General features: G+C 47.7%; 15 protein-coding genes and 1 rRNA gene. 10 read left to right on the plus strand and 6 right to left on the minus strand.

Going from position 1 to position 18,170, the window contains the following annotated elements; genetic code table 11:
• Positions 1-125: 125 nt before the first annotated feature.
• Positions 126-989: a helix-turn-helix domain-containing protein gene (locus tag KQI75_RS09515; RefSeq protein ID WP_216470539.1), complete on the minus strand. Its 864-nt coding sequence runs from the start codon at positions 987-989 to the stop codon at positions 126-128.
• A gap of 617 nt (positions 990-1,606) precedes the next feature.
• Between KQI75_RS09515 and iolG the strand changes: the two genes are divergently transcribed.
• The 4 genes from iolG (at position 1,607) to KQI75_RS09535 (ending at position 5,511) form a co-directional block, all read left to right on the plus strand.
• On the plus strand, positions 1,607-2,623 hold the full coding sequence (gene iolG, locus KQI75_RS09520) for an inositol 2-dehydrogenase (RefSeq protein ID WP_246566549.1): 1,017 nt from the start codon (positions 1,607-1,609) through the stop codon (positions 2,621-2,623).
• A 62-nt stretch (positions 2,624-2,685) separates the two neighbouring features.
• A complete protein-coding gene (locus tag KQI75_RS09525; protein ID WP_216470541.1) occupies positions 2,686-3,285 on the plus strand; it encodes a cytidylate kinase-like family protein in 600 nt (199 codons plus the stop codon).
• A gap of 1 nt (position 3,286) precedes the next feature.
• Positions 3,287-4,663, plus strand: a complete 1,377-nt coding sequence (locus KQI75_RS09530; protein ID WP_216470542.1) for an MFS transporter — start codon at positions 3,287-3,289, stop codon at positions 4,661-4,663.
• A gap of 17 nt (positions 4,664-4,680) precedes the next feature.
• Complete coding sequence (locus KQI75_RS09535) at positions 4,681-5,511, plus strand: sugar phosphate isomerase/epimerase family protein (protein WP_246566551.1); 831 nt, start codon at positions 4,681-4,683, stop codon at positions 5,509-5,511.
• A 66-nt stretch (positions 5,512-5,577) separates the two neighbouring features.
• On the opposite strand, the gene KQI75_RS09540 is transcribed toward KQI75_RS09535, so the two are convergent.
• Entirely contained in the window at positions 5,578-7,758 is a 2,181-nt protein-coding gene (locus tag KQI75_RS09540; RefSeq protein WP_216470543.1) for a YhgE/Pip domain-containing protein, read from the minus strand.
• Positions 7,755-10,295: a YhgE/Pip domain-containing protein gene (locus KQI75_RS09545; RefSeq protein ID WP_216470544.1), complete on the minus strand. Its 2,541-nt coding sequence runs from the start codon at positions 10,293-10,295 to the stop codon at positions 7,755-7,757. Before KQI75_RS09545 ends, KQI75_RS09540 begins: the two co-directional genes overlap by 4 nt.
• 324 nt (positions 10,296-10,619) lie before the next feature.
• On the opposite strand from KQI75_RS09545, the gene KQI75_RS09550 reads away from it, so the two are divergent.
• Positions 10,620-10,982: a YccF domain-containing protein gene (locus KQI75_RS09550; protein ID WP_216470545.1), complete on the plus strand. Its 363-nt coding sequence runs from the start codon at positions 10,620-10,622 to the stop codon at positions 10,980-10,982.
• 64 nt (positions 10,983-11,046) lie between these two features.
• Here KQI75_RS09550 and KQI75_RS09555 read toward each other — a convergent pair whose 3' ends face one another.
• The gene (locus KQI75_RS09555) at positions 11,047-11,952 is read right to left on the minus strand and encodes a LysR family transcriptional regulator (protein WP_216470546.1); all 906 of its coding nucleotides are present in this window, start codon (positions 11,950-11,952) and stop codon (positions 11,047-11,049) included.
• A 129-nt stretch (positions 11,953-12,081) separates the two neighbouring features.
• On the opposite strand from KQI75_RS09555, the gene KQI75_RS09560 reads away from it, so the two are divergent.
• A complete protein-coding gene (locus tag KQI75_RS09560; RefSeq protein WP_216470547.1) occupies positions 12,082-12,750 on the plus strand; it encodes a DUF6198 family protein in 669 nt (222 codons plus the stop codon).
• Between the two features lie 33 nt (positions 12,751-12,783).
• On the opposite strand, the gene KQI75_RS09565 is transcribed toward KQI75_RS09560, so the two are convergent.
• Both KQI75_RS09565 and KQI75_RS09570 read right to left on the minus strand, forming a co-directional pair.
• Entirely contained in the window at positions 12,784-14,148 is a 1,365-nt protein-coding gene (locus KQI75_RS09565; protein WP_216470548.1) for a sensor histidine kinase, read from the minus strand.
• A gap of 1 nt (position 14,149) precedes the next feature.
• Positions 14,150-14,863 carry a response regulator transcription factor gene (locus KQI75_RS09570; RefSeq protein WP_216470549.1) on the minus strand — a complete coding sequence of 238 codons (714 nt, stop codon included), beginning with the start codon at positions 14,861-14,863 and terminating at the stop codon, positions 14,150-14,152.
• Positions 14,864-15,023: 160 nt separating this feature from the next.
• Between KQI75_RS09570 and KQI75_RS09575 the strand changes: the two genes are divergently transcribed.
• From KQI75_RS09575 to KQI75_RS09590, 4 genes are all read left to right on the plus strand, one after another.
• On the plus strand, positions 15,024-15,947 hold the full coding sequence (locus KQI75_RS09575) for an ABC transporter ATP-binding protein (RefSeq protein ID WP_216470550.1): 924 nt from the start codon (positions 15,024-15,026) through the stop codon (positions 15,945-15,947).
• Positions 15,944-16,693 carry an ABC transporter permease gene (locus tag KQI75_RS09580; protein WP_216470551.1) on the plus strand — a complete coding sequence of 250 codons (750 nt, stop codon included), beginning with the start codon at positions 15,944-15,946 and terminating at the stop codon, positions 16,691-16,693. Before KQI75_RS09575 ends, KQI75_RS09580 begins: the two co-directional genes overlap by 4 nt.
• Before the next feature lie 4 nt (positions 16,694-16,697).
• A complete protein-coding gene (locus KQI75_RS09585; protein ID WP_216470552.1) occupies positions 16,698-17,432 on the plus strand; it encodes an ABC transporter permease in 735 nt (244 codons plus the stop codon).
• Between the two features lie 637 nt (positions 17,433-18,069).
• Positions 18,070-18,170, plus strand: a 16S ribosomal RNA gene (locus KQI75_RS09590); the annotation flags it as partial.

Here is an 18,170-nt window from a genome sequence, read left to right on the forward strand (position 1 = left end):
ATATTTCCTATACATTCTGAATTGGTTTACAGGCAGCGTCCGCATGGACGCTGCCTGTATGCTTTTTATGTAAAACTGGAGCAAAACAAATCGCTGTCCTCTCTTTGGAGAAGGCAGCGATTGTATTATTCCTGCATATTTTTGCGCGATTGCCGATATTTTCCGGGCGGCATACCGACGTATTTATTAAACATGGTGTTGAGATGGCAAATGCTGCTGAATCCCAAGTGATCCGCAATATCTCCGATGGAAACGGTGCTGTCGGCCAGAAGGTTCTGTGCTTCGCCGATGCGGCGTTTCATGACATACTGCATGGGCGGGACGCCAAATTCATTTTTAAACACATGCGATAGATAATACGGATTGATGTGCAGCGATTTGCTGACAACTGCGAGGGTAATCGGTTCGCGGTAATGTGCGTCGAGATACTGCTGTACGCGGTCTGCCGTGGCAGAGGAAGAAGAACGCGGGCGAATGACAGTGTGGCGGCTGCGGCTGAGAATCATTTCGTATGTGAGAAGCAGAAGGGATAAGGATAGACCGTTGCAGGTCTCGTGAAGATTTTTCGTGTCGTAGGACAGCAAATAAATCAAGTGAAACAGCTCGCCGATTTGCGGCGCCAGCATGCCGCAGGATATCACGGGAACGGTTTCTGCATCGCATAGCTGATTTTCAGAAAGCCCCAGAAAGCAAACGTTGGAAATAGCAATGCTGTAAGAACGGCTGCGGCGCGACTCGCTGGGATCCTCACCGTGCAGAACGCCGGCATTGCAGATGACAATATCGCCCTCCTTGACATCGTAAAACTGGTTGTTGACCATGTAGCGCCCCTCTCCGTTGTACACATAATAGAGCTCGAGAAAGTCTTCATGTGTATGAGGGAGAACGGCGTGTTTGGCGCTGTGATCTTCGGTAATTAAGTGGCTGCCGCAAAATTGCGGGATTTTATCACTGCGCAAATGGGTAGATAAAAAACGGTTGGAATTCATCCTGCTGCTCCTTTCTTTCTGTTTTGCTTATTATAGCACGGTCTGTTTGATGGAACTTTCAACATCTTGCGAAAAGATGTTTTGATTTGCAGCCGAAAGACGCAAATAGGATGCAGCTTACTCGCCTGTTTTGCGGAGAATCAAAGAAAAATTCAACAAAACACAACAGACAGAAACAGAACAATCGCTGCCAAAAAAGAAAAATAGCGGATTCTTGTGGTAAAAATCAAAACCGGAAAGCTGAAATCAAATACACAGCGTGCTGTTTCGTTATAAAATTATCAAATAGTGAATTTTTGGCATGATTTTTTTGAAAATAGCGGGATATTGCGCTGGAAAATTGCACAAAGAATTGGAATGCCGGATGGACAGCAAGGATGAAATAGCAAGAATCTGAAATAAAAACGAAAAAATTACGGAAAATCTCGGAAATCCGGCGGGTTTTCACACAATAATCCGATAACGATTTTTTGAAAAATTCCGTATAATAAAGGCATAGTAAAGAATATGGCACGTGAGAAAAATAAATTGTATTATGCAATATTTATTTGCGTGCAAAAACGAAAATGAGATGATCTGATACGATCATGAAGTCACAAGAGAAGGAGAGATTTCTTATGAAAAAGGTACGCATTGGTTTGTTGGGCGCAGGACGCATCGGCAAGCTGCATGGTGAAAATTTGGCGCATTCCGTTCCGGAAGCAGAGCTGTATGCTGTAGCAGATCCGTTTATGAACGATGCAACCCGCGCATGGGCTGCAAATATGGGCATTGAAAAGTGTTACGATGATCCGGAAAAGATTTTCTCCGATCCGACCATCGACGCAGTATTTATTTGCTCTTCCACCAGCACCCACGCAGAGTTTATTATCCGCGCTGCAAAGGCCGGCAAGCATGCATTCTGTGAGAAGCCGATTGATACCAAGCTGGACAAGATTCAGGAAGCTCTGGACGCAGTCAAGGAAGCCGGCATCAAGCTGCAGGTAGGCTTTGTTCGCCGCTTCGATCACAACCACAAGATGGTTCGTGATACCGTTGCTTCTGGCAGACTGGGCAAGCCGAACATTGTCAAGGTAACTTCCCGTGACCCAGACCATCAGTCCATGGACTACATCAAGGTTTCTGGCGGCATCTTCATGGATATGACCATTCATGATTTCGATATGGTTCGTTATCTGGCAGGCAGCGAAGTAACCGAGGTTACCGCTTACGGCGCAGCGCTGTCCGGTGCAGGCTATGACCAGTATGACGATGTAGACACCGCAATCGTTATGATGAAGTTCGAGAATGGCGCACTGGGCGTCATCGACAACAGCCGTGCCGCTCATTACGGTTACGATCAGCGCACCGAAGTACATTGCGACAAGGGCTGCGTACAGGTATCCAACGACCTGAACGACACCGCTATGATTTCCAGCGCAGAAGGCGTAGAAGTTTCCAAGCCGACTTGGTTCTTCCTGGAGCGCTACAACAACGCATTTATCGCTGAGGCGAAGGCATTTACTGAGGCTGTTCTCAATGATACAGAGACGCCGGTTAACGGTTTCGATGGCATCCAGCCGGTTAAGATTGCTATGGCTGCTGCTAAGTCTCTGAAGGAAGGTCGTCCGGTTAAGCTGGACGAGATTGGCTGATAAGCAACTGACCCGAATAGAGCATCAGCTCTATTCGGGCCACTTCTAAAAGGAGAAGAAATATGAAAAAACAGGATATGGTGATTACCATCAGCCGTGAATACGGCACCGGCGGCCATGATATTGGCAAGAGATTGGCCGCTCTGCTGGATGTGCCTTTTTATGACAGCGAAATCGTGAAGATGACCGCACGGCAGCACAATTTGGATGAAGATCGTCTGAATGAAATGGAAAATCAGTCGAAAAATCCACTCCCGTTTGGTCTCGGAGGCTTTGGCGCCGTAGCGGATTCCGATGACCGCATGTTTATTTTACAATCTCAGACAATTTTAGAGCTTGCACAAAAGCCCTGTGTTATCGTTGGACGCTGTGCAGATTACGTTTTACAGGATAATCCCAATCGCTACAGTATTTTTCTGTATTCGAGCCTGAAGGCACGTATGGAAAATATCAAGAAGTTCCATCCGGAGCAGAATCCGGCAACGGAAACCGTCAAGATGGATCGCCGCCGTGCGGCTTACTATAAATATCACACCGGTCAGGAATGGGGCAAACCTTCCAACTATCATCTGTGCATGGATACGAGCACATTAGGGCCGAAGACAGCACAGGTGCTGGCGGATGTGGTACGAGCTGTACAGCAGGAAAGAGAAAGGACTTAATATGAATGAAACGAAAACAGGCGGATTGAACGTAGGTGTCCGCATTTCATATGGCTTGGGTGATACCGCCTGCAACATTGTATTTGGTATGATTAGTGCCCTGCTGACGCTGTTCTATACAGACTATGCAGGCGTAGCCGTGGCAACCGTTGGTCTTGCCATGCTGGTTTCCCGTGTATTTGACGGCTTCTCGGATGTCATCATGGGCGTTCTAGTCAGCAAGACAAAGACAAAGTGGGGCAAGGCGCGTCCGTGGATTTTGTGGATGGCTATCCCGTATGCTGTGTGTGCGGTTTCGATGTTCTGTGTACCGCAGAGCAGCAACACGATTCAGTTCTGGTACATCTTTATCACCTACAACCTGTGCACCACCGTTTGCTACACAGCAATCAACGTTCCGTATGGTACGCTGTCTACCATGATGACACGTTCCTCTCACGAGCGTGACTTGCTGTCCATCTTCCGCATGGCACTGTCTCCGGTCGGTAAGATTATCGCAGTTACATTTACCCTGCCGGTTGTAAAGATGATGGGCAATGACCAAGCAGCATGGATTAAGACCATGAGTATCTGGTGTGTCATCGCCGTGATTCTTCTGTTTATCTGCTTCTTCCAGTGCAAGGAAACCGTGAATCTGGAGCAGCAGGCAGCAAATACCAAAAAGGTTGGTGCCGGCCGCCAGATTAAAGCGCTGCTGAGCAATCCGTACTTCTGGGCAACCCTGATTCTCTGGACCGTTACCTGTGTACATACCACGATCATCGGCACCGATCTGCCGTATTACTGCAAATATGTACTGGGCAATGATAACATTTACAGCTTGATTTACACGGCAGAGATTGTATCTTTGATTGTCGGCGCCATTGCGTGCCCGATGCTGCTGAAGAAGTTCAACAAGCGCGACTTGTCGCTGTTTGGCTGTATCGTAGTCGTTGTTGCACATGCACTGATTATGGTGAACCCGACCAATGTTGGCTGGCTGCTCGCTATGACAATTATCCGTTCTCTCGGTCAGGCTCCGCTTACTTCTGTTGTTTTCGGAATGATGGGAGATGTGGTAGAATATGGTCAGTGGAAGAGCCATCTGCGTCAGGAGAGCTTGGTGTTCGGCGCAGGCTCGATGGGCTTCAAGATCGGCACCGGTATCACAAGTGCGGTAATGACGCTGATGCTGGAGGGCGCAGGCTTCCTCAGCTCGACAGCAGGCGGCGCTGTACAGCCGGATTCCGCAATCAGCATGATTACGACCATCTTCAAGTTTGGCCCGATTTTTGTTTGGATTGTTGCAATTATCGTTCTGGTATTCTATAAGCTGGATAAGATTTATCCGAAGGTTATGAAGGATCTGGCAGAGCGTGAAGCACGCGGAGAAATGTAAGAAAGGAACCTTCGTTTATGTTGAAACTTGGTTATAATGAAGCTACCTGTAAGGAAAATTCTACGGTAGAAAAGGATTTGGAACTTTGCGAAAAGTATGGCTATGACTATATCGAGCTGCGTCTGGATATGCTCAAGGACTATCTCAAGACCCATACGGTCGATGACCTCAAGGCGTTCTTTGCCAAGAGCCACCTGAAGCCGTTCGCATTCAACTCGATTGAAAATATCAATTTTTGCAATGAGCTGGAGTGGAAGGAACTGGTTGAGCTGTTTACGTTCGGCTGCGAAATCGCACAGCAGATCGGCAACCCGTACATGATTGTCGTTCCGACTGTGACGCCGGAGATTTGCACTAAGAATGAGAAGGAAGTCTTTGACGATTCCGTGAAGGTACTCAATCAGCTCGCAGACATTGCGGAGCCGTATGGCGTCAAGCTGTCCTTTGAACCGATTGGCGATAAAAAGTGGTGCTGCAACAGCGTGCGGCAGGCACTGGAAATCGTACAGGCAGTAAATCGCGACAGCGTAGGCTTGACGGTAGACTGCATCAACGTGTATCTGCATGATAAGTGCGCAGATGTCGAGTACATCAAAAAGATTCCGAAAGAGAAGCTGTTTGTCTTCCATATCAATGACTGCGAAGACCTGCCGCTTGGCATTCTCGACCACTGCCATCGTCTGATGCCGGGTCTGGGTGCCATTCCGGTACAGGCAGTTTCCGATGCCGTTCAGGCAGTCGGTTATGATGGCCCAGCTTGTTTGGAGTTGTTCCGTCCGGAATATTGGCAGATGGACGCAGAAGACGTTATCAAGATGGGCGCAGATACCACGCGACCGTTTCTGTAATCTCTCTTTGTATTTCCAATAAAGCAGCCGCCGCATTCACGTTTTGTGAATGCGGCGGCTTTTGCGTTACATAATTTTGGTTTCTTCCAGCTTTTCTGTGAAAGCATCGTTGAGTCGAATGATTGGTTTGCGCAGCAGCAGACCAACGATCAGAGAGAGAATCAGGAAAATACCCAGCTTGCCCAGCTCGATCCAATAGGTCATGCCATACATGCCACCGACTGTCTCGCGCATGGCAGCCATGCTGTGGACGAACGGAAGCAGCGGATACACCATCTGGAAGAACTTCGGCGCAACTTCAATCGGGAAGGTGCCGCCAGAACCAGCTACCTGCATGACGAGCAGGACAACGCTGATGGCTTTGCCGATGTCTCCGAAGGACACGGTCAGCGTGTAGATAATATTGACATACACAATACTGGAGAACCAGCAAGCGAGTAAGAATAGGAACGGATGCTCGCATTGAATACCCAAATACCACAGATCACCGGCTGCAATCAAGGTGCTTTGCATGAGGCCGACAATCAGAAAGATAATATATCGTCCCAAATAAATCTGATGGGTTTTGACGCGGTGCAGTCCCTCAAGGCACTTTTTCGATACGGTTACTTTCAACATGGCAACGAGGACGATGCCGCCAATCCAGATAGAAAGCGTGGAATAAAATGGCGCCATTGACGAGCCATAGTTGTCAATCTTGTAAACCTGATGGGTTTTCAGAGAAACCGGCGTTGCAAGAAAGGCAGTGAGCGCGTCTTGGTTGTCGCTGAGCAGCGTCTTTAATTCGGAATAATCGCCGCTCTGTTTCATCTCATCCAGCTTGGCGGTGGTGTCGGTGATTTTCTTTGCGGCATCCGAAAGCAGGCTGCCGGAATTGTTGAGTGCAGACTGGATTTGTGACAAATCAGAGTTTGCCGATTTCGCCAGTCCGGACACGCCGTCTGCACTTTTTCCGATTTGAGACATCAAGCTGCTCAGGCTGCCCTCGGCATCTGAGACAGAAGCCGAAAGGCTGTCGAGCGAACGTTTCAGATTGGATTCATAATCCGACTGCACACTCTTGACATCCTGCGTGCTCTGCTTTACAAGAGCATCCAGCTCGGATTTCGCGGTTTTGAGGTCGGTGCTGGAATCCTGCAGCGAAGTCGCTGTGCTGTTGAGCTTGTCGCGCAAATCGGTCTGCGTGGTGATAGCGCTGTTGAGCTTTGCGACAATCGGCTGTGTCAAAGAAGCCAGTTCCGGATGGGAGGTTTCTATCGAAGAAATGGAATCGCGCAGAGACGTATACGCATCAATGACATTGTCTATCTTTTTGGCAAGCGTGCGAAGCGTATCTGCAACGGCGGAGACATCCTTGGACTGCGTGTCAAAGGCGGAATCCAAGGTCGCAGAGACTTGACTGTAGAAGTCTGCACCGGAGCTGAGCGCGTCGTTGATGCTGTCCGTTGCACCGCCCAGTGCGCTACTTAGACTGGAAAATGACTTTTTTGTGTCGTTCAGCGCCTTCTTGCCGCTGGAAGTCTGGGTTTTCGCCTGATCCAGCGAATCGGAGGTTGCCGTGAGCAATTGCTGCGCCGAGGAGGTCAAATTGGAAAACGACTGCGTGGTGGCACTCGCAGAGGACAAATCAGCGGCAATCTGATTGAGATTGTTGGACAGATTGTCTGCAATCGACTCCGAACCGGTTGCTTTTGCCATGTTGGAAACCGACTGGAACGCAGTCAGCGCAGTGCTGGAAACCGTTTTGATAAAGGTCTGATTGATTTGTTTCTGAATCGCAGAAGCGCCTTTGTCTGTGACCTTCGGCGCGATGGCGTTTTCCTTGGCATTGGAATAATAAATAATGTCTGGCTTTTGAATGTCATCCGAAAAAATACTCATCATTTTGTTGCTGAAATCTTTTGGAATGACAATCGCGGCGTAGTATTCACCCGACTGCACGCCGGACACGGCATTTTCTTGGCTGGTAAACACCCAATCCATCTGCGTGTTTTCGCGCAGGGAAGACAACACCTGATCACCGATATTGATGCGAATGGGAATCAAACTGCCTTCGTAACCGTCATCGACGCTGGCTACGGCTACTTTTAGATTGCCGGTGTTGGAATACGGATCCCAGCTGCCCGCAATGTTAAACCATGCGTACAGGCAGGGGACGACAGTAACTCCCATGATAACAATCATGGCAATGACGTTTGTGCGGATGCGCAGAACATCCCGTTTGAATATTTGCCATATATTTTTCATCTGCTCTTGTTCTCCTTTATTGCCTGCATCAGTTCATCCGATGTCAGTCCGTTGAGATCAATCTGTCGCTGAATCTTATCGTGGATGTATTCAACGACAATCAAATATACCGACAGAGCAATCAAAGAAACAATCCACAGAACCAAAAAGACGAGCTTGGAATCCAAGCTGAACATCAAAATCAAAAAGACGAGCGGGATAATTAACATACACAGGAAGCCGTACTTGATGCGCTTGGAGTAATTTCGCTCAAACTTTACAGAGCGATCCAAGTATCGCTGTTTGGCGACCTCGTCGCGGGCAAGCGTCCGGATCAGCATGCGCATGGTCGGACGCTGGTACTCGGCGGTGGCCGTTTCGCACAGCATCAGTTCGGTTGTGTCCAATCGTCTGTCAAACAAATGGTTGAGGTTCTGCAGCAGCGGCCGCAAAACCAAACCGATAAACAGCGACAGTGCGACAAAGATGGACAGGAAAAGCAGATTCTTGACATACAGATTGCCGTAATATCCGGCGATGCATTCGCGCATGGCGTTGATGCCATAGGTAAACGGGAACAGAGGATGCAGCTTTTGGAAAAACTCCGGCATCATTTCGATGGGGTACGTGCCGGAAGAACCCGGAATCTGCAGGATGATTAACACAACGGCAACCGCTTTGCCGATGTGCTTAAAGGTTGCGGCGAGTGCATAAATGATGTTGACATATACAAAGGAGCATACCATGCCCGCGAAAACAAAGGCAATCGGATGCACACATTGCACCTTCAGCAAGACGAGATCACCGGCACAGACAATCACGCCTTGGATGAGACCAGAGACGATGAACAGAAGCCAGCGGCCGAAATATCCCTGTGTTGGAGTAAAGCGTCGGCGCAGTCCGTCGGTGTCTACTTCCTGCTTGAGAATAGACACCAGAATCAAGCCGCCGACCCAAAGCGCGAGGTTTGTGTAAAACGGTGTCATGCCGGAACCGTAATTTTTCACATCATACTGTACATCCGACTGGATGGAGACCGGAGAGGACATGAAATCGGCAACAGCATCGGCGTCAATGCCTTCCAGAGAGAGCAGCTTCTGATACGCATAAGAGCTTTGCAGAGATTTCAAATCGGTGGAGATTGTCCCCAGCTTCTCATTGACAGAATCGAGGGTTTTGCCTGCCTGACTGAGCATATCGGCGCTGTCGTTCATCGTGGTTTTCAGCTGTGTCAATACCTGCTTGACTTGCTTGGTTGTCGATGGAATGCCGGACAGTGCGGCCGTCAAATCGCCGTTTACGGTGGAGAGACCATCCAAAGACTGGTTGATTTGCGGGAAAACCTGTGCGTTTAACTTGTCGCGCGATTTTTGCAGGGACGATTTTCCGTTGGATGCAATCTGTTCCAGAGACGTGCGCGTTGTCTTAGCTGTGCTGACGGCCTCTTTCATGGCGGAGTTGCTGGAATTCAGGGAATCCAGCAATTCCTGCAGAGAGGCGTTTTGCGTTTGCAGCTTTTGGATTTGCTCTGTGATAGCATTGGAAAGCGAGGAATCGTTCTGAATGCTCTGATGCAGGGCGTATAAATCGTTGATAATCTGCGTATTTTTCTGGTTGAGCTGTGTGGCGGAGTCAATGCCGTTTCCAACGGTAGTCAGCACATCGTTTGCATTGGTTTCAAAAATGCCGAGCTTGGTAGAAGTGGCAATAGAAATGGTGTTGAGCTGTGTCTCGCCGCTAGACAGATTTTGAGAAATTTGTCCGGAGAGCGTGCCGAGGGCTGTTCTGCTGTTTGACAGCTGGGCAGAAACATTGCACAGCGCGTTCGAGCTGGTCTGTGCGGTTTTATCCACCTGATCCAGCGCGGCAATGGTGTCATCAATGACGGAATTGGACTGTTTCACCGTGTTCTGAAAGTTTTGTGCCGCCGTTTGATACTGCGACAGGTTGTTCTGCACGCTGGAAATGGAACTGGTCAGTTCTTGGTTGGTGCTGTTTACATCGCCCTCGAGATTGGTGACAGACGAGCGAATCGCATCCGAAATAGATTCCGATGCGACAGCGGAGAACGTGTCATTGATTTGCTGCTGAATGGTCGATGCGCCGGTGTCGGTGATTTTCGGCGCAATCGCATTTTTCTTTTCGTTGATATAGTAGTCAAGCTCCGGCTGTTCCAGCTTTCCGGATAACACGCTGACCAGCGATTCGCTGAAATCCTTTGGAATGACGATGGCGGCGTAATATTCACCGGATTTTACGCCTTCTTTTGCGTCCTTGGTGTCAACGAATGTCCAGCCGAGCTGGTCGTTGTCTTTTAGCTTTTTTATGATTTCGTCACCTGCATTGAGTGACAGCATCTTTGTGTCTGCGCCGGTGTCATTGTTGGCAACAGCCACCTTGATGCCCTGCGTATTGCTGTATGGGTCCATGTTGGCCGCAATATTAAACCATGCATAAAATGACGGCAAAAGACACACGCCTGCCATGACCAGTGCTGCGGCAGGGTTGCGTAGCAGGCGGCGAAGATCCCGCCGAAAAATCTGAAAAACAGATCGCATAGACTCCCTCCTCGTGTGTATCTAAAACTTTCTTCGATTGGAAGATAATATGTAATACATATTATACTGTATTTGTTTGACGCAATTCAATATCAATATGCATAAAAGTGTTGGATAGAAAGCAAGTGTTGGAAATCAAAGTGCTTAAAATGAGACGGTTTGGCTAGTTTTCTTGGCGTTTGTTCATAATTTATTCACTTTTTACGCGGATTGCCGACCGGTTCAGATGACAAATCTGTAAAATTTTTCGGATGTATTTACAGGCGGGAGAAAGATGTGGTATGCTGTCGATACCAAAACAAATCAGGAACAGGAGGGAAAATTATGCGTACATTGGGAAATATTTTGTGGTTTCTATTTGGCGGTCTGATCGGCGGTCTGGCATGGACGCTGGCGGGGTGCATTTGGTGCATCACGATTATCGGCATACCGTTTGGATTACAGTGTTTTAAATTTGCCTCGCTGGCATTTTTTCCGTTTGGCAAAGATGTCGTATATGGCGGAGGCAGCATTTCCTTTCTTGCCAACATCGTTTGGCTGATTTTCTTCGGATGGGAAATGGCGTTGGGTTATCTGGCATTGGGTGCGGTCTGGTGCATTACGATTGTTGGCATTCCGGTGGGAATGCAGTGCTTTAAGATGGCAAAGCTGTCCCTGATGCCGTTCGGCGCAGATGTGATATCATGACGATCAAAACAAAATCCACCGGTGCACGCCGGTGGATTTTGTTGTATCAATTGTATGTATAAAATTATAGATTGACTGCATGACTGGGATCGCTTTGTCCGTGCGCGAGCACAAAGCGTCGAAAGGCATCGGCTGCGGGAGAGAGAAACACATCGGTGTTATGAATCATGAAAAATTCGCGTTTGTACGGCGGCGCGCTGATTTTTAAAATACAGAGATCCAGCTTGAGCAGCAAATCCATGTACGGAACCACGGCAATGCCAAATCCCTGTGCGACAAGACCGGCAATGACCTGATCTTCTTCTGTTTCCAGCGCGATACGCGGGACTGCGCCGAAAGAAGCGAACAAATCATCCACGACTTCGCGCAGACCGGAGCCTTTGGCGAAATAAATCATCGGATATGGCAGCGCTTCGGAGAGATCAATGCTGTGCTGATGAGAAAGTGGATGATTGGGCGGCACAATCAGGACGAGTTCCTGCTGTGTGACCGGAATTGCCGTCATATGCATGTTGGGTGCAGGTTTGGAGCAAAATACCAAATCAAACGCCTGCGCGGAAAGCCCGTCGAGCAGCGCCTGTGTGCGATCGCTGTGGAAATCAAACTGAATGTGCTTGTCTGGATTTGCAGCCAAAAACTGTGCGGCAAGCTGCGGAATATAACGAATGCCGAGGACGCGCAGAAATCCCAAACGGATCAGACCTTCGCCGCGTGCGCTTTTTTGCAGTGCGGTTACCCCGTCATCTAATGCGGTGAGTGTTCGCTGTGCACAGGATAAAAAATCTGTGCCAAAACGAGTTAACGTCGTGTTGCGGCCGTTTTTTTCGAACAGCGGGACGCCGAGTTCGGTTTCCAATTGCCGGATGGCGTGGCTCAGACTGGGCTGAGAAATACATAGCTGTTCCGCGGCTCTGGTGTAGTGCCGAACCTCTGCGAGCTTTACAAAATATCGGAGATAATCTAAGTTCATACGCGGTTCCTCCTATAGCATGACAGTAGTATACCATAAAACATAGATAAAAACTATCGTTCTATTCAAACTATTCATTTGCTCTTTTAGACTACCTGCGATACAGTACACGCAGGAGGTTTTCATATTATGGTGACACAAGATAAAATTTTAATTCGTGGAGAGCTGGCGCTGATTTTTGCCGTCTTTATTGATGCATTCGGCGTTGTGCTGATGCTGTATTCCGGCGCGGGCATTTCAGCAATTTCCAGCTTGCCGTTTGCTTTCTCCGAAGTGCTGCCGGCTTTGACGCTAGGTACTTGGACATATTTATTTCAGGGACTGCTGATTTTTAGTTTGATGGTAATGCGCAAGCGGTTTGTGCTGCCATATCTGTTTAGCTTTGTCGTCGGCTTTATTTTCGGCGAATTGCTGGATTTCCATGAGCTTTGGATTGACATTCTGCCGACGGCGCTGCACTGGAGAATCATCTATTTTATCCTCAGCTATTTGATTATCTGCGTTGGCATTGCGCTGTCCAATCGCTGTCAGATGCCGATTGTTCCGACCGACCTGTTTCCGCGAGAACTGGAGGACATTACGAAAATTGGTTATCCGAAGATTAAGATTGGCTTTGATGCAACCTGTTTGCTGGTCACGGGCGTGATGACGGTGTGTTTCTTGGGACATCTGGACGGTCTCGGCATCGGCACGGTTGCTGCAGCCCTGACAATGGGAAAAGGTGTTGGCATCGTTGGCGATTGGATGGATCGTCATTTTCAATTTGCAACGTATCGAACGCTGCATCAAAACGGTTGAACATAACAAAAGCCCCTGCACAGGGGCTTTTTGTTATGTAAGCGGCAGCGTTAGAATGGTTTTGGCACCGTTGGGTACGTTTTGCGTGAATCGCACCTCGCCGCCGTGTGCTTCCATGATTTGCTCAACGATGTGAAGCCCTAAAATGTGCGGCGTGTTCTCTCCCTCGCCGTGCACGAGCGCGTGCAGGACGGCGGGAGGATAACCGGTGCCGGTGTCTGTGATGATGATTTGCACAATGCCGTGGGAACGCTGGGTTTGCACGGTGACATGTACCGGCGCGGCATTGTGCCGAATGCTGTTGTTGAATAGATTTTCGATGGCTCGCGTCATCAGAGCGGAGTCTATGCAAAGAGAGCAATTTTCTGTGTCTTTTGCCTGCTGTAAATCCATGGTACAGCCGTTTGCAAGCGGCGAATCATAAAATTCTGCAACAATGCGGCGTAAAAATGGCCCGAGGATGACAGAATGGCAGCGAAGCGGCTGAGCTCCATACTGTAATTTGCTGGTCAGATTTAAATCCTCGATGAGAGAACGGATTTTTTCGCTTTGTATCCGAATTCTCTGTGCTTTTTGCTGTGTTTTCGCAGAAAGTGCGGTATCATGTTCCAGTTGCTCTGCCCAACCGAGAATGAGAGAAAGTGGTGTGCGGATGTCATGGCTGACACCGGCGATCCAATTGGTACGGGCGGTATCCCTGCGAGAGATAATTTCATTGCGCTTTTGCAGCTGCGCACTGGTTTGGTTGAGTTTTTTCGCCAGATCGCTGGTAAATCCGGATACCGGCAGAGAAACCGGTTCGCCTTCCGAAAGCGTGTCCAGCCCGCGCTCAATATTTTGTAAGGAACGCGCGCCCTGCCAACTAAACAGCAGACAGCAGAATAAAATAGCAAATACAATCGTGAGAACGGCGGGAAACATGCCATGCAGCACAGCGGTCATGAGACTGAGAGAGCAGGAAACACTGTATCGCCAGATACTGTTCGGCGGCAGCGCAATGACACACAGACCATAAGATTTTGCGTGACAAAATACCGGATAACCGTCCAAATACCATCGGCTGAATCCGGCAACTTCGCGTGTGGTATAAGAATGGTTTAGATGCTCCGGCAATTGATACTGCCAAATAATTCGGCCACTGTCATCCAATACCATCGCCCAAGAATATCCTTCCATCCATTGCTCCGGCGTGTGCACATCGTCTAACTGTAAGGAATTGTTTTTCTGTATCATGGCGTCGGCAATTTCGCCAGTGCCATATGCCATATGGCTTTGCCAGTCGAAACCGGCGTGGTATCCAAACCAAAATAATGATGTGATAAAAAGGACGACGAGAAATAGTAAAATGCTGATAGCGGCAAGAACATATCGCCGAATCAACCGTGCAAATGTATGCATATCAGCGAGCCTCCGTCAATTTATAACCGATACCGCGCATCGTAATAAGATACTGGGGCTTGCCGACGTTTTCTCCGATTTTTTCGCGCAAGTGGCGGATATGTACATTTAAGCTGTTCTCGTATCCATAATATCCCTCGCCCCAAACCGCTTCACATAAAGCATCGTATGTGACGATATGACCGCGATTTTCGATGAGCTTTTGCAGAATGGTGCGTTCGGTTGCTGTCAAGGACAGCGTGCTGCCGTCCGGCAGCTGTATCAAAGCATCGGACAATAAGATGTTTCGAGAGCCGATTTGTATCGAACCGGACATACTTCTGCGCAATTCTGCCCGATAGGTGCGCTGTAATAGATGCTGGATGCGCAGGACAAGCTCTTGCATCAAAAACGGTTTCGTTAAATAGTCATCTGCACCCAAACCGAGACCAAACAGCCGGTCGGCATCGGCATCTCGCGCTGAGAGAAATAAGGTGGGAATATTTGCCTGCGCGCGCAGCTCCCGAAAAAGAGAAAATCCATCTCCGTCCGGCAAATTGATGTCCAATATCATACAGTCTGGACGCTGCTTGGAAAATGCCGTGCGGGCATCTTCGCAATTGGATGCTGTTTGAATCCATGTATAGCCTGCGTGATTCAATTGCTCGCATAACAATTGAATCAAATCCGGATTGTCATCTATCAAAAGAAGTTTTGCTTCGTAAATTGTTCTCACTGTGGTTCACCTCATGATTATTATACTGTGTCTGCGCAGGCATCGCCAGAAAGCGGCGGCAAAATTAAGGTATTCTTAAGGCAGGACACGGCGGAGATTAAGAATCGTTTGTTATACTGACATCGTTCCAAGAAACAGCGAGAGAAAAGGAGCGAATGTTATGCAAAACATGATAGAAACGAAAGATCTCTGCAAGATGTACGGCAATCATACTGTGGTAGATCATTTAAATCTTTGTGTGCCAAAAGGCTGTGTATACGGCTTTATTGGACCAAACGGCGCGGGTAAATCGACAAGCATGAAAATGCTGTTGGGGCTTGTTCATTCGACGAGCGGCAGTGTGCGGTTGATGGGACAAGAAATGACAGAACAAAATCGGATTCGACTATTACGTCATACCGGAAGTCTCATCGAATCTCCGTCTGGTTATCTGCATTTGACAGCGCAGGAAAATTTGCAAATTATTGCAGACTTAAAAGATGTCAAGCATACAGAAATTGCACATGTGTTGGACGTTGTTCATCTGACGCAGGATAAAGATAAGAAGGTCGGACAGTATTCGCTGGGCATGAAACAACGTCTGGGGATTGCCATGGCGCTGCTGGGAAATCCGGAAATTTTAATTTTGGATGAACCGACCAATGGATTAGATCCGGCGGGCATGCAGGAAATGCGTGCGTTGATTGCGGGAATGCCGGAGAAAACCGGTGCTACTGTATTGATTTCCAGCCATCTGCTCGGAGAAATGGAGCAAATGGTAAATCGGGTAGGCATTATCAATCATGGAAAGACATTGTTTGATGGCTCACTGCAGGAATTGCGAAAACATAGCCAAGGTGATTTGAATCTTCGCGTGCTGGATGTGCTGAAAGCGATGCCGATCTTGCGGGAAAAGGGACTGCCGACTGTGCAGAAAGACGGTGTGCTGACACTGCCGCCGATGCCGGATTTTCGTTTGGCGGAAATCGTGCAGGAATTGGCGGACAGCGGCGCGGGCGTGGTAGAACTCATTCGACACACAAAATCGCTGGAAGATATTTTCTTGAGCTTAACACAATCGGCGCAGGAGGTGCGGGAAAAATGAACAGCTTTCGTTGTGAACTGCACAAGGCAAAAAGACGGCATGATTTCTTAATTTGCGTGTTGGTTTCGCTTGTTGCATTTGTGTGGGAGTATCAGGCCGCACCCAAAACAGCGCAAGAGGCGGCGATGGCATATACTTCTTTGCTGTTTACATCAACGCTCATGCACGCTGTCATTATGCCGGTTGCCATGGCAATGCTGGCAAGTCGTCTGTGGGATGTGGAAATCAAAGGAAATGCACCGAAATTATTATATACTTTGCAGAGCAGACGCAGTTTGTTTGCTGCGAAATCCTTGCTCGGCATCGCGGAGATATTCTTGATTACAGGAATTGAAATGACGTTGTTTGCTGTAAATGGACACTTGCAGCAATATGCTGACGTTTTGCCGGCTGGGCAAATTGCGTACTATCTGCTGTGTACCGTATCTGTAAATATCATGTTGTTTTTCTTTGAATTTCTGTTGACAATCTTACTGAAGAATCCATTGCCAGCCGTGTGCGTGGGCATAGCGGGTGCACTTATCGGACTCTTTTCTGCTTTTATGCCCAAAGGATTCAGCTTGTTTGTGCCGTGGGGATATTATATTCCGCTCAGCAGGTATTATATAAAAGATTGGAGCCGAGATACACATACGGTCATTTATGGCGCACAAGGTTATCAATGGCCCTTGTTGATCTGGGTATTCGTACTCATGAGCGTGCTGTTTATTGTTACCTGGCGCGTGATTCAAAAGAAGGAGGTATAATCCGATGCTCAAACGGTGTATTCTTGCGGAAAATCGAAAGCTGCATGCCTCGCCGATCTGGATTCTTTTTTTTATTTTGCCGGTGATTTCAGCAGCATATGGAACGTTTAATTATTTGCAAAACCTTTCGATTTTGCACGAACGTTGGTATAGCCTGTGGACACAGCACACCTTGTTCTATTCTCTGTTTTTCTTTCCGACCATGGTGGGAATTTATGCGGCGTACTTGTGGAGATTGGAGCACCTTGGGCATAATTGGAATTTGCTTGTCTCCGCGCCGGTTCATCGGATGGATATTTTCCTTGCGAAATTTCTGGTTATCGTCAAGATGGTATTGCTGACGCAGGTATTCACTTTTGTGCTGTATATTTTTTGCGGAAAAGTATTTGCACATTTTTCTGGACTTCCTCCGATTGATACGCTTATTTTTTTGCTGCGGGGTATTATCGGCGGATTGGCAGTCATTGCGGCACAAATGATCTTGTCCATGCTGATTCGCAGCTTCGCTGTGCCGGTGTTTATCGCCTTGTTTGGTGGCGTCTGCGGAACCATTATGGCGAGTAGAGGGCATGGATTATGGTGGCCGTATTCACTTATGCAGGTTGGTATGAATTCCAATCAAAAGGCAGATATGCTGGCGGGACAGTATGCGATATTCCTTGTTATATGCATTGCTTGGCTTGCAGCATTATTTGTTGCAGCGAGCATATTGCTGAAAAAACGGGAGATTCAATCATAATATAGACAAGCTCTTTTGCATTTGTGTGCAGAAGAGCTTGTCTTGTGTATAAAATAAGAAAAAACGGTATAGTTACACAAAAAAACGCAAATAAACGCGAAAAAAGTGTTGACTTTGTGTCGAAAAAGGTGTATTCTATTCAGGCACTCAACGAGAGGGCATCACAAACCAGTCAGAGGAATGAAAAAAGTACTGATCGGAAGAAAAAAGTGCTTGACAGGATGACACGTTTATGGTATTCTAATTGAGTTGCCGCTGAGGAATCAGCGCAAAACACAAGAATGTTTGAAAAGAGGTTGGAAAAACTTCTTGACAAAATGAAATGCTTGTGTTAAACTAATAAAGTTGCTGCTTCAAAACAGCGACGACATCAAACGAAAAGTTTTGATAAGAAATGAAAAAAGTTCTTGACAAGCTTGAATGTCTGATGTATAATAAAAAAGCTCACATAAATGAGCGAAACATTGTACCTTGTAAATTAAACAACGTAACTTGAACGAATTACAAACCTGAAATTCTTTTGAAGTTTATACTCAGAAAGAGAACCGGGCGCTGTAAAACCGGTATAGAAATGACAGCAAGCCAGCATATAGCTGAAATTTTTGATTATAACGAGCTTTGCTCGTGATAATACAATTTTTTAGAGAGTTTGATCCTGGCTCAGGATGAACGCTGGCGGCGTGCCTAACACATGCAAGTCGAACGAAGCACTGAGACTTCGGTTTTTGTGCTTAGTGG

Origin of the sequence: Butyricicoccus intestinisimiae, from assembly GCF_018918345.1 — a bacterium.
Classification (GTDB): Bacteria; Bacillota; Clostridia; order Oscillospirales; family Butyricicoccaceae; genus Butyricicoccus_A; species Butyricicoccus_A intestinisimiae.

Coding starts and splice junctions, on each gene's coding strand:
- KQI75_RS09515 (WP_216470539.1), bottom strand. CDS start 989: ATGAATTCCAACCGTTTTTTATCTACCCATTTGCGCAGTGATAAAATC.
- iolG (WP_246566549.1), top strand. CDS start 1,607: ATGAAAAAGGTACGCATTGGTTTGTTGGGCGCAGGACGCATCGGCAAG.
- KQI75_RS09525 (WP_216470541.1), top strand. CDS start 2,686: ATGAAAAAACAGGATATGGTGATTACCATCAGCCGTGAATACGGCACC.
- KQI75_RS09530 (WP_216470542.1), top strand. CDS start 3,287: ATGAATGAAACGAAAACAGGCGGATTGAACGTAGGTGTCCGCATTTCA.
- KQI75_RS09535 (WP_246566551.1), top strand. CDS start 4,681: ATGTTGAAACTTGGTTATAATGAAGCTACCTGTAAGGAAAATTCTACG.
- KQI75_RS09540 (WP_216470543.1), bottom strand. CDS start 7,758: ATGAAAAATATATGGCAAATATTCAAACGGGATGTTCTGCGCATCCGC.
- KQI75_RS09545 (WP_216470544.1), bottom strand. CDS start 10,295: ATGCGATCTGTTTTTCAGATTTTTCGGCGGGATCTTCGCCGCCTGCTA.
- KQI75_RS09550 (WP_216470545.1), top strand. CDS start 10,620: ATGCGTACATTGGGAAATATTTTGTGGTTTCTATTTGGCGGTCTGATC.
- KQI75_RS09555 (WP_216470546.1), bottom strand. CDS start 11,952: ATGAACTTAGATTATCTCCGATATTTTGTAAAGCTCGCAGAGGTTCGG.
- KQI75_RS09560 (WP_216470547.1), top strand. CDS start 12,082: ATGGTGACACAAGATAAAATTTTAATTCGTGGAGAGCTGGCGCTGATT.
- KQI75_RS09565 (WP_216470548.1), bottom strand. CDS start 14,148: ATGCATACATTTGCACGGTTGATTCGGCGATATGTTCTTGCCGCTATC.
- KQI75_RS09575 (WP_216470550.1), top strand. CDS start 15,024: ATGCAAAACATGATAGAAACGAAAGATCTCTGCAAGATGTACGGCAAT.
- KQI75_RS09580 (WP_216470551.1), top strand. CDS start 15,944: ATGAACAGCTTTCGTTGTGAACTGCACAAGGCAAAAAGACGGCATGAT.
- KQI75_RS09585 (WP_216470552.1), top strand. CDS start 16,698: ATGCTCAAACGGTGTATTCTTGCGGAAAATCGAAAGCTGCATGCCTCG.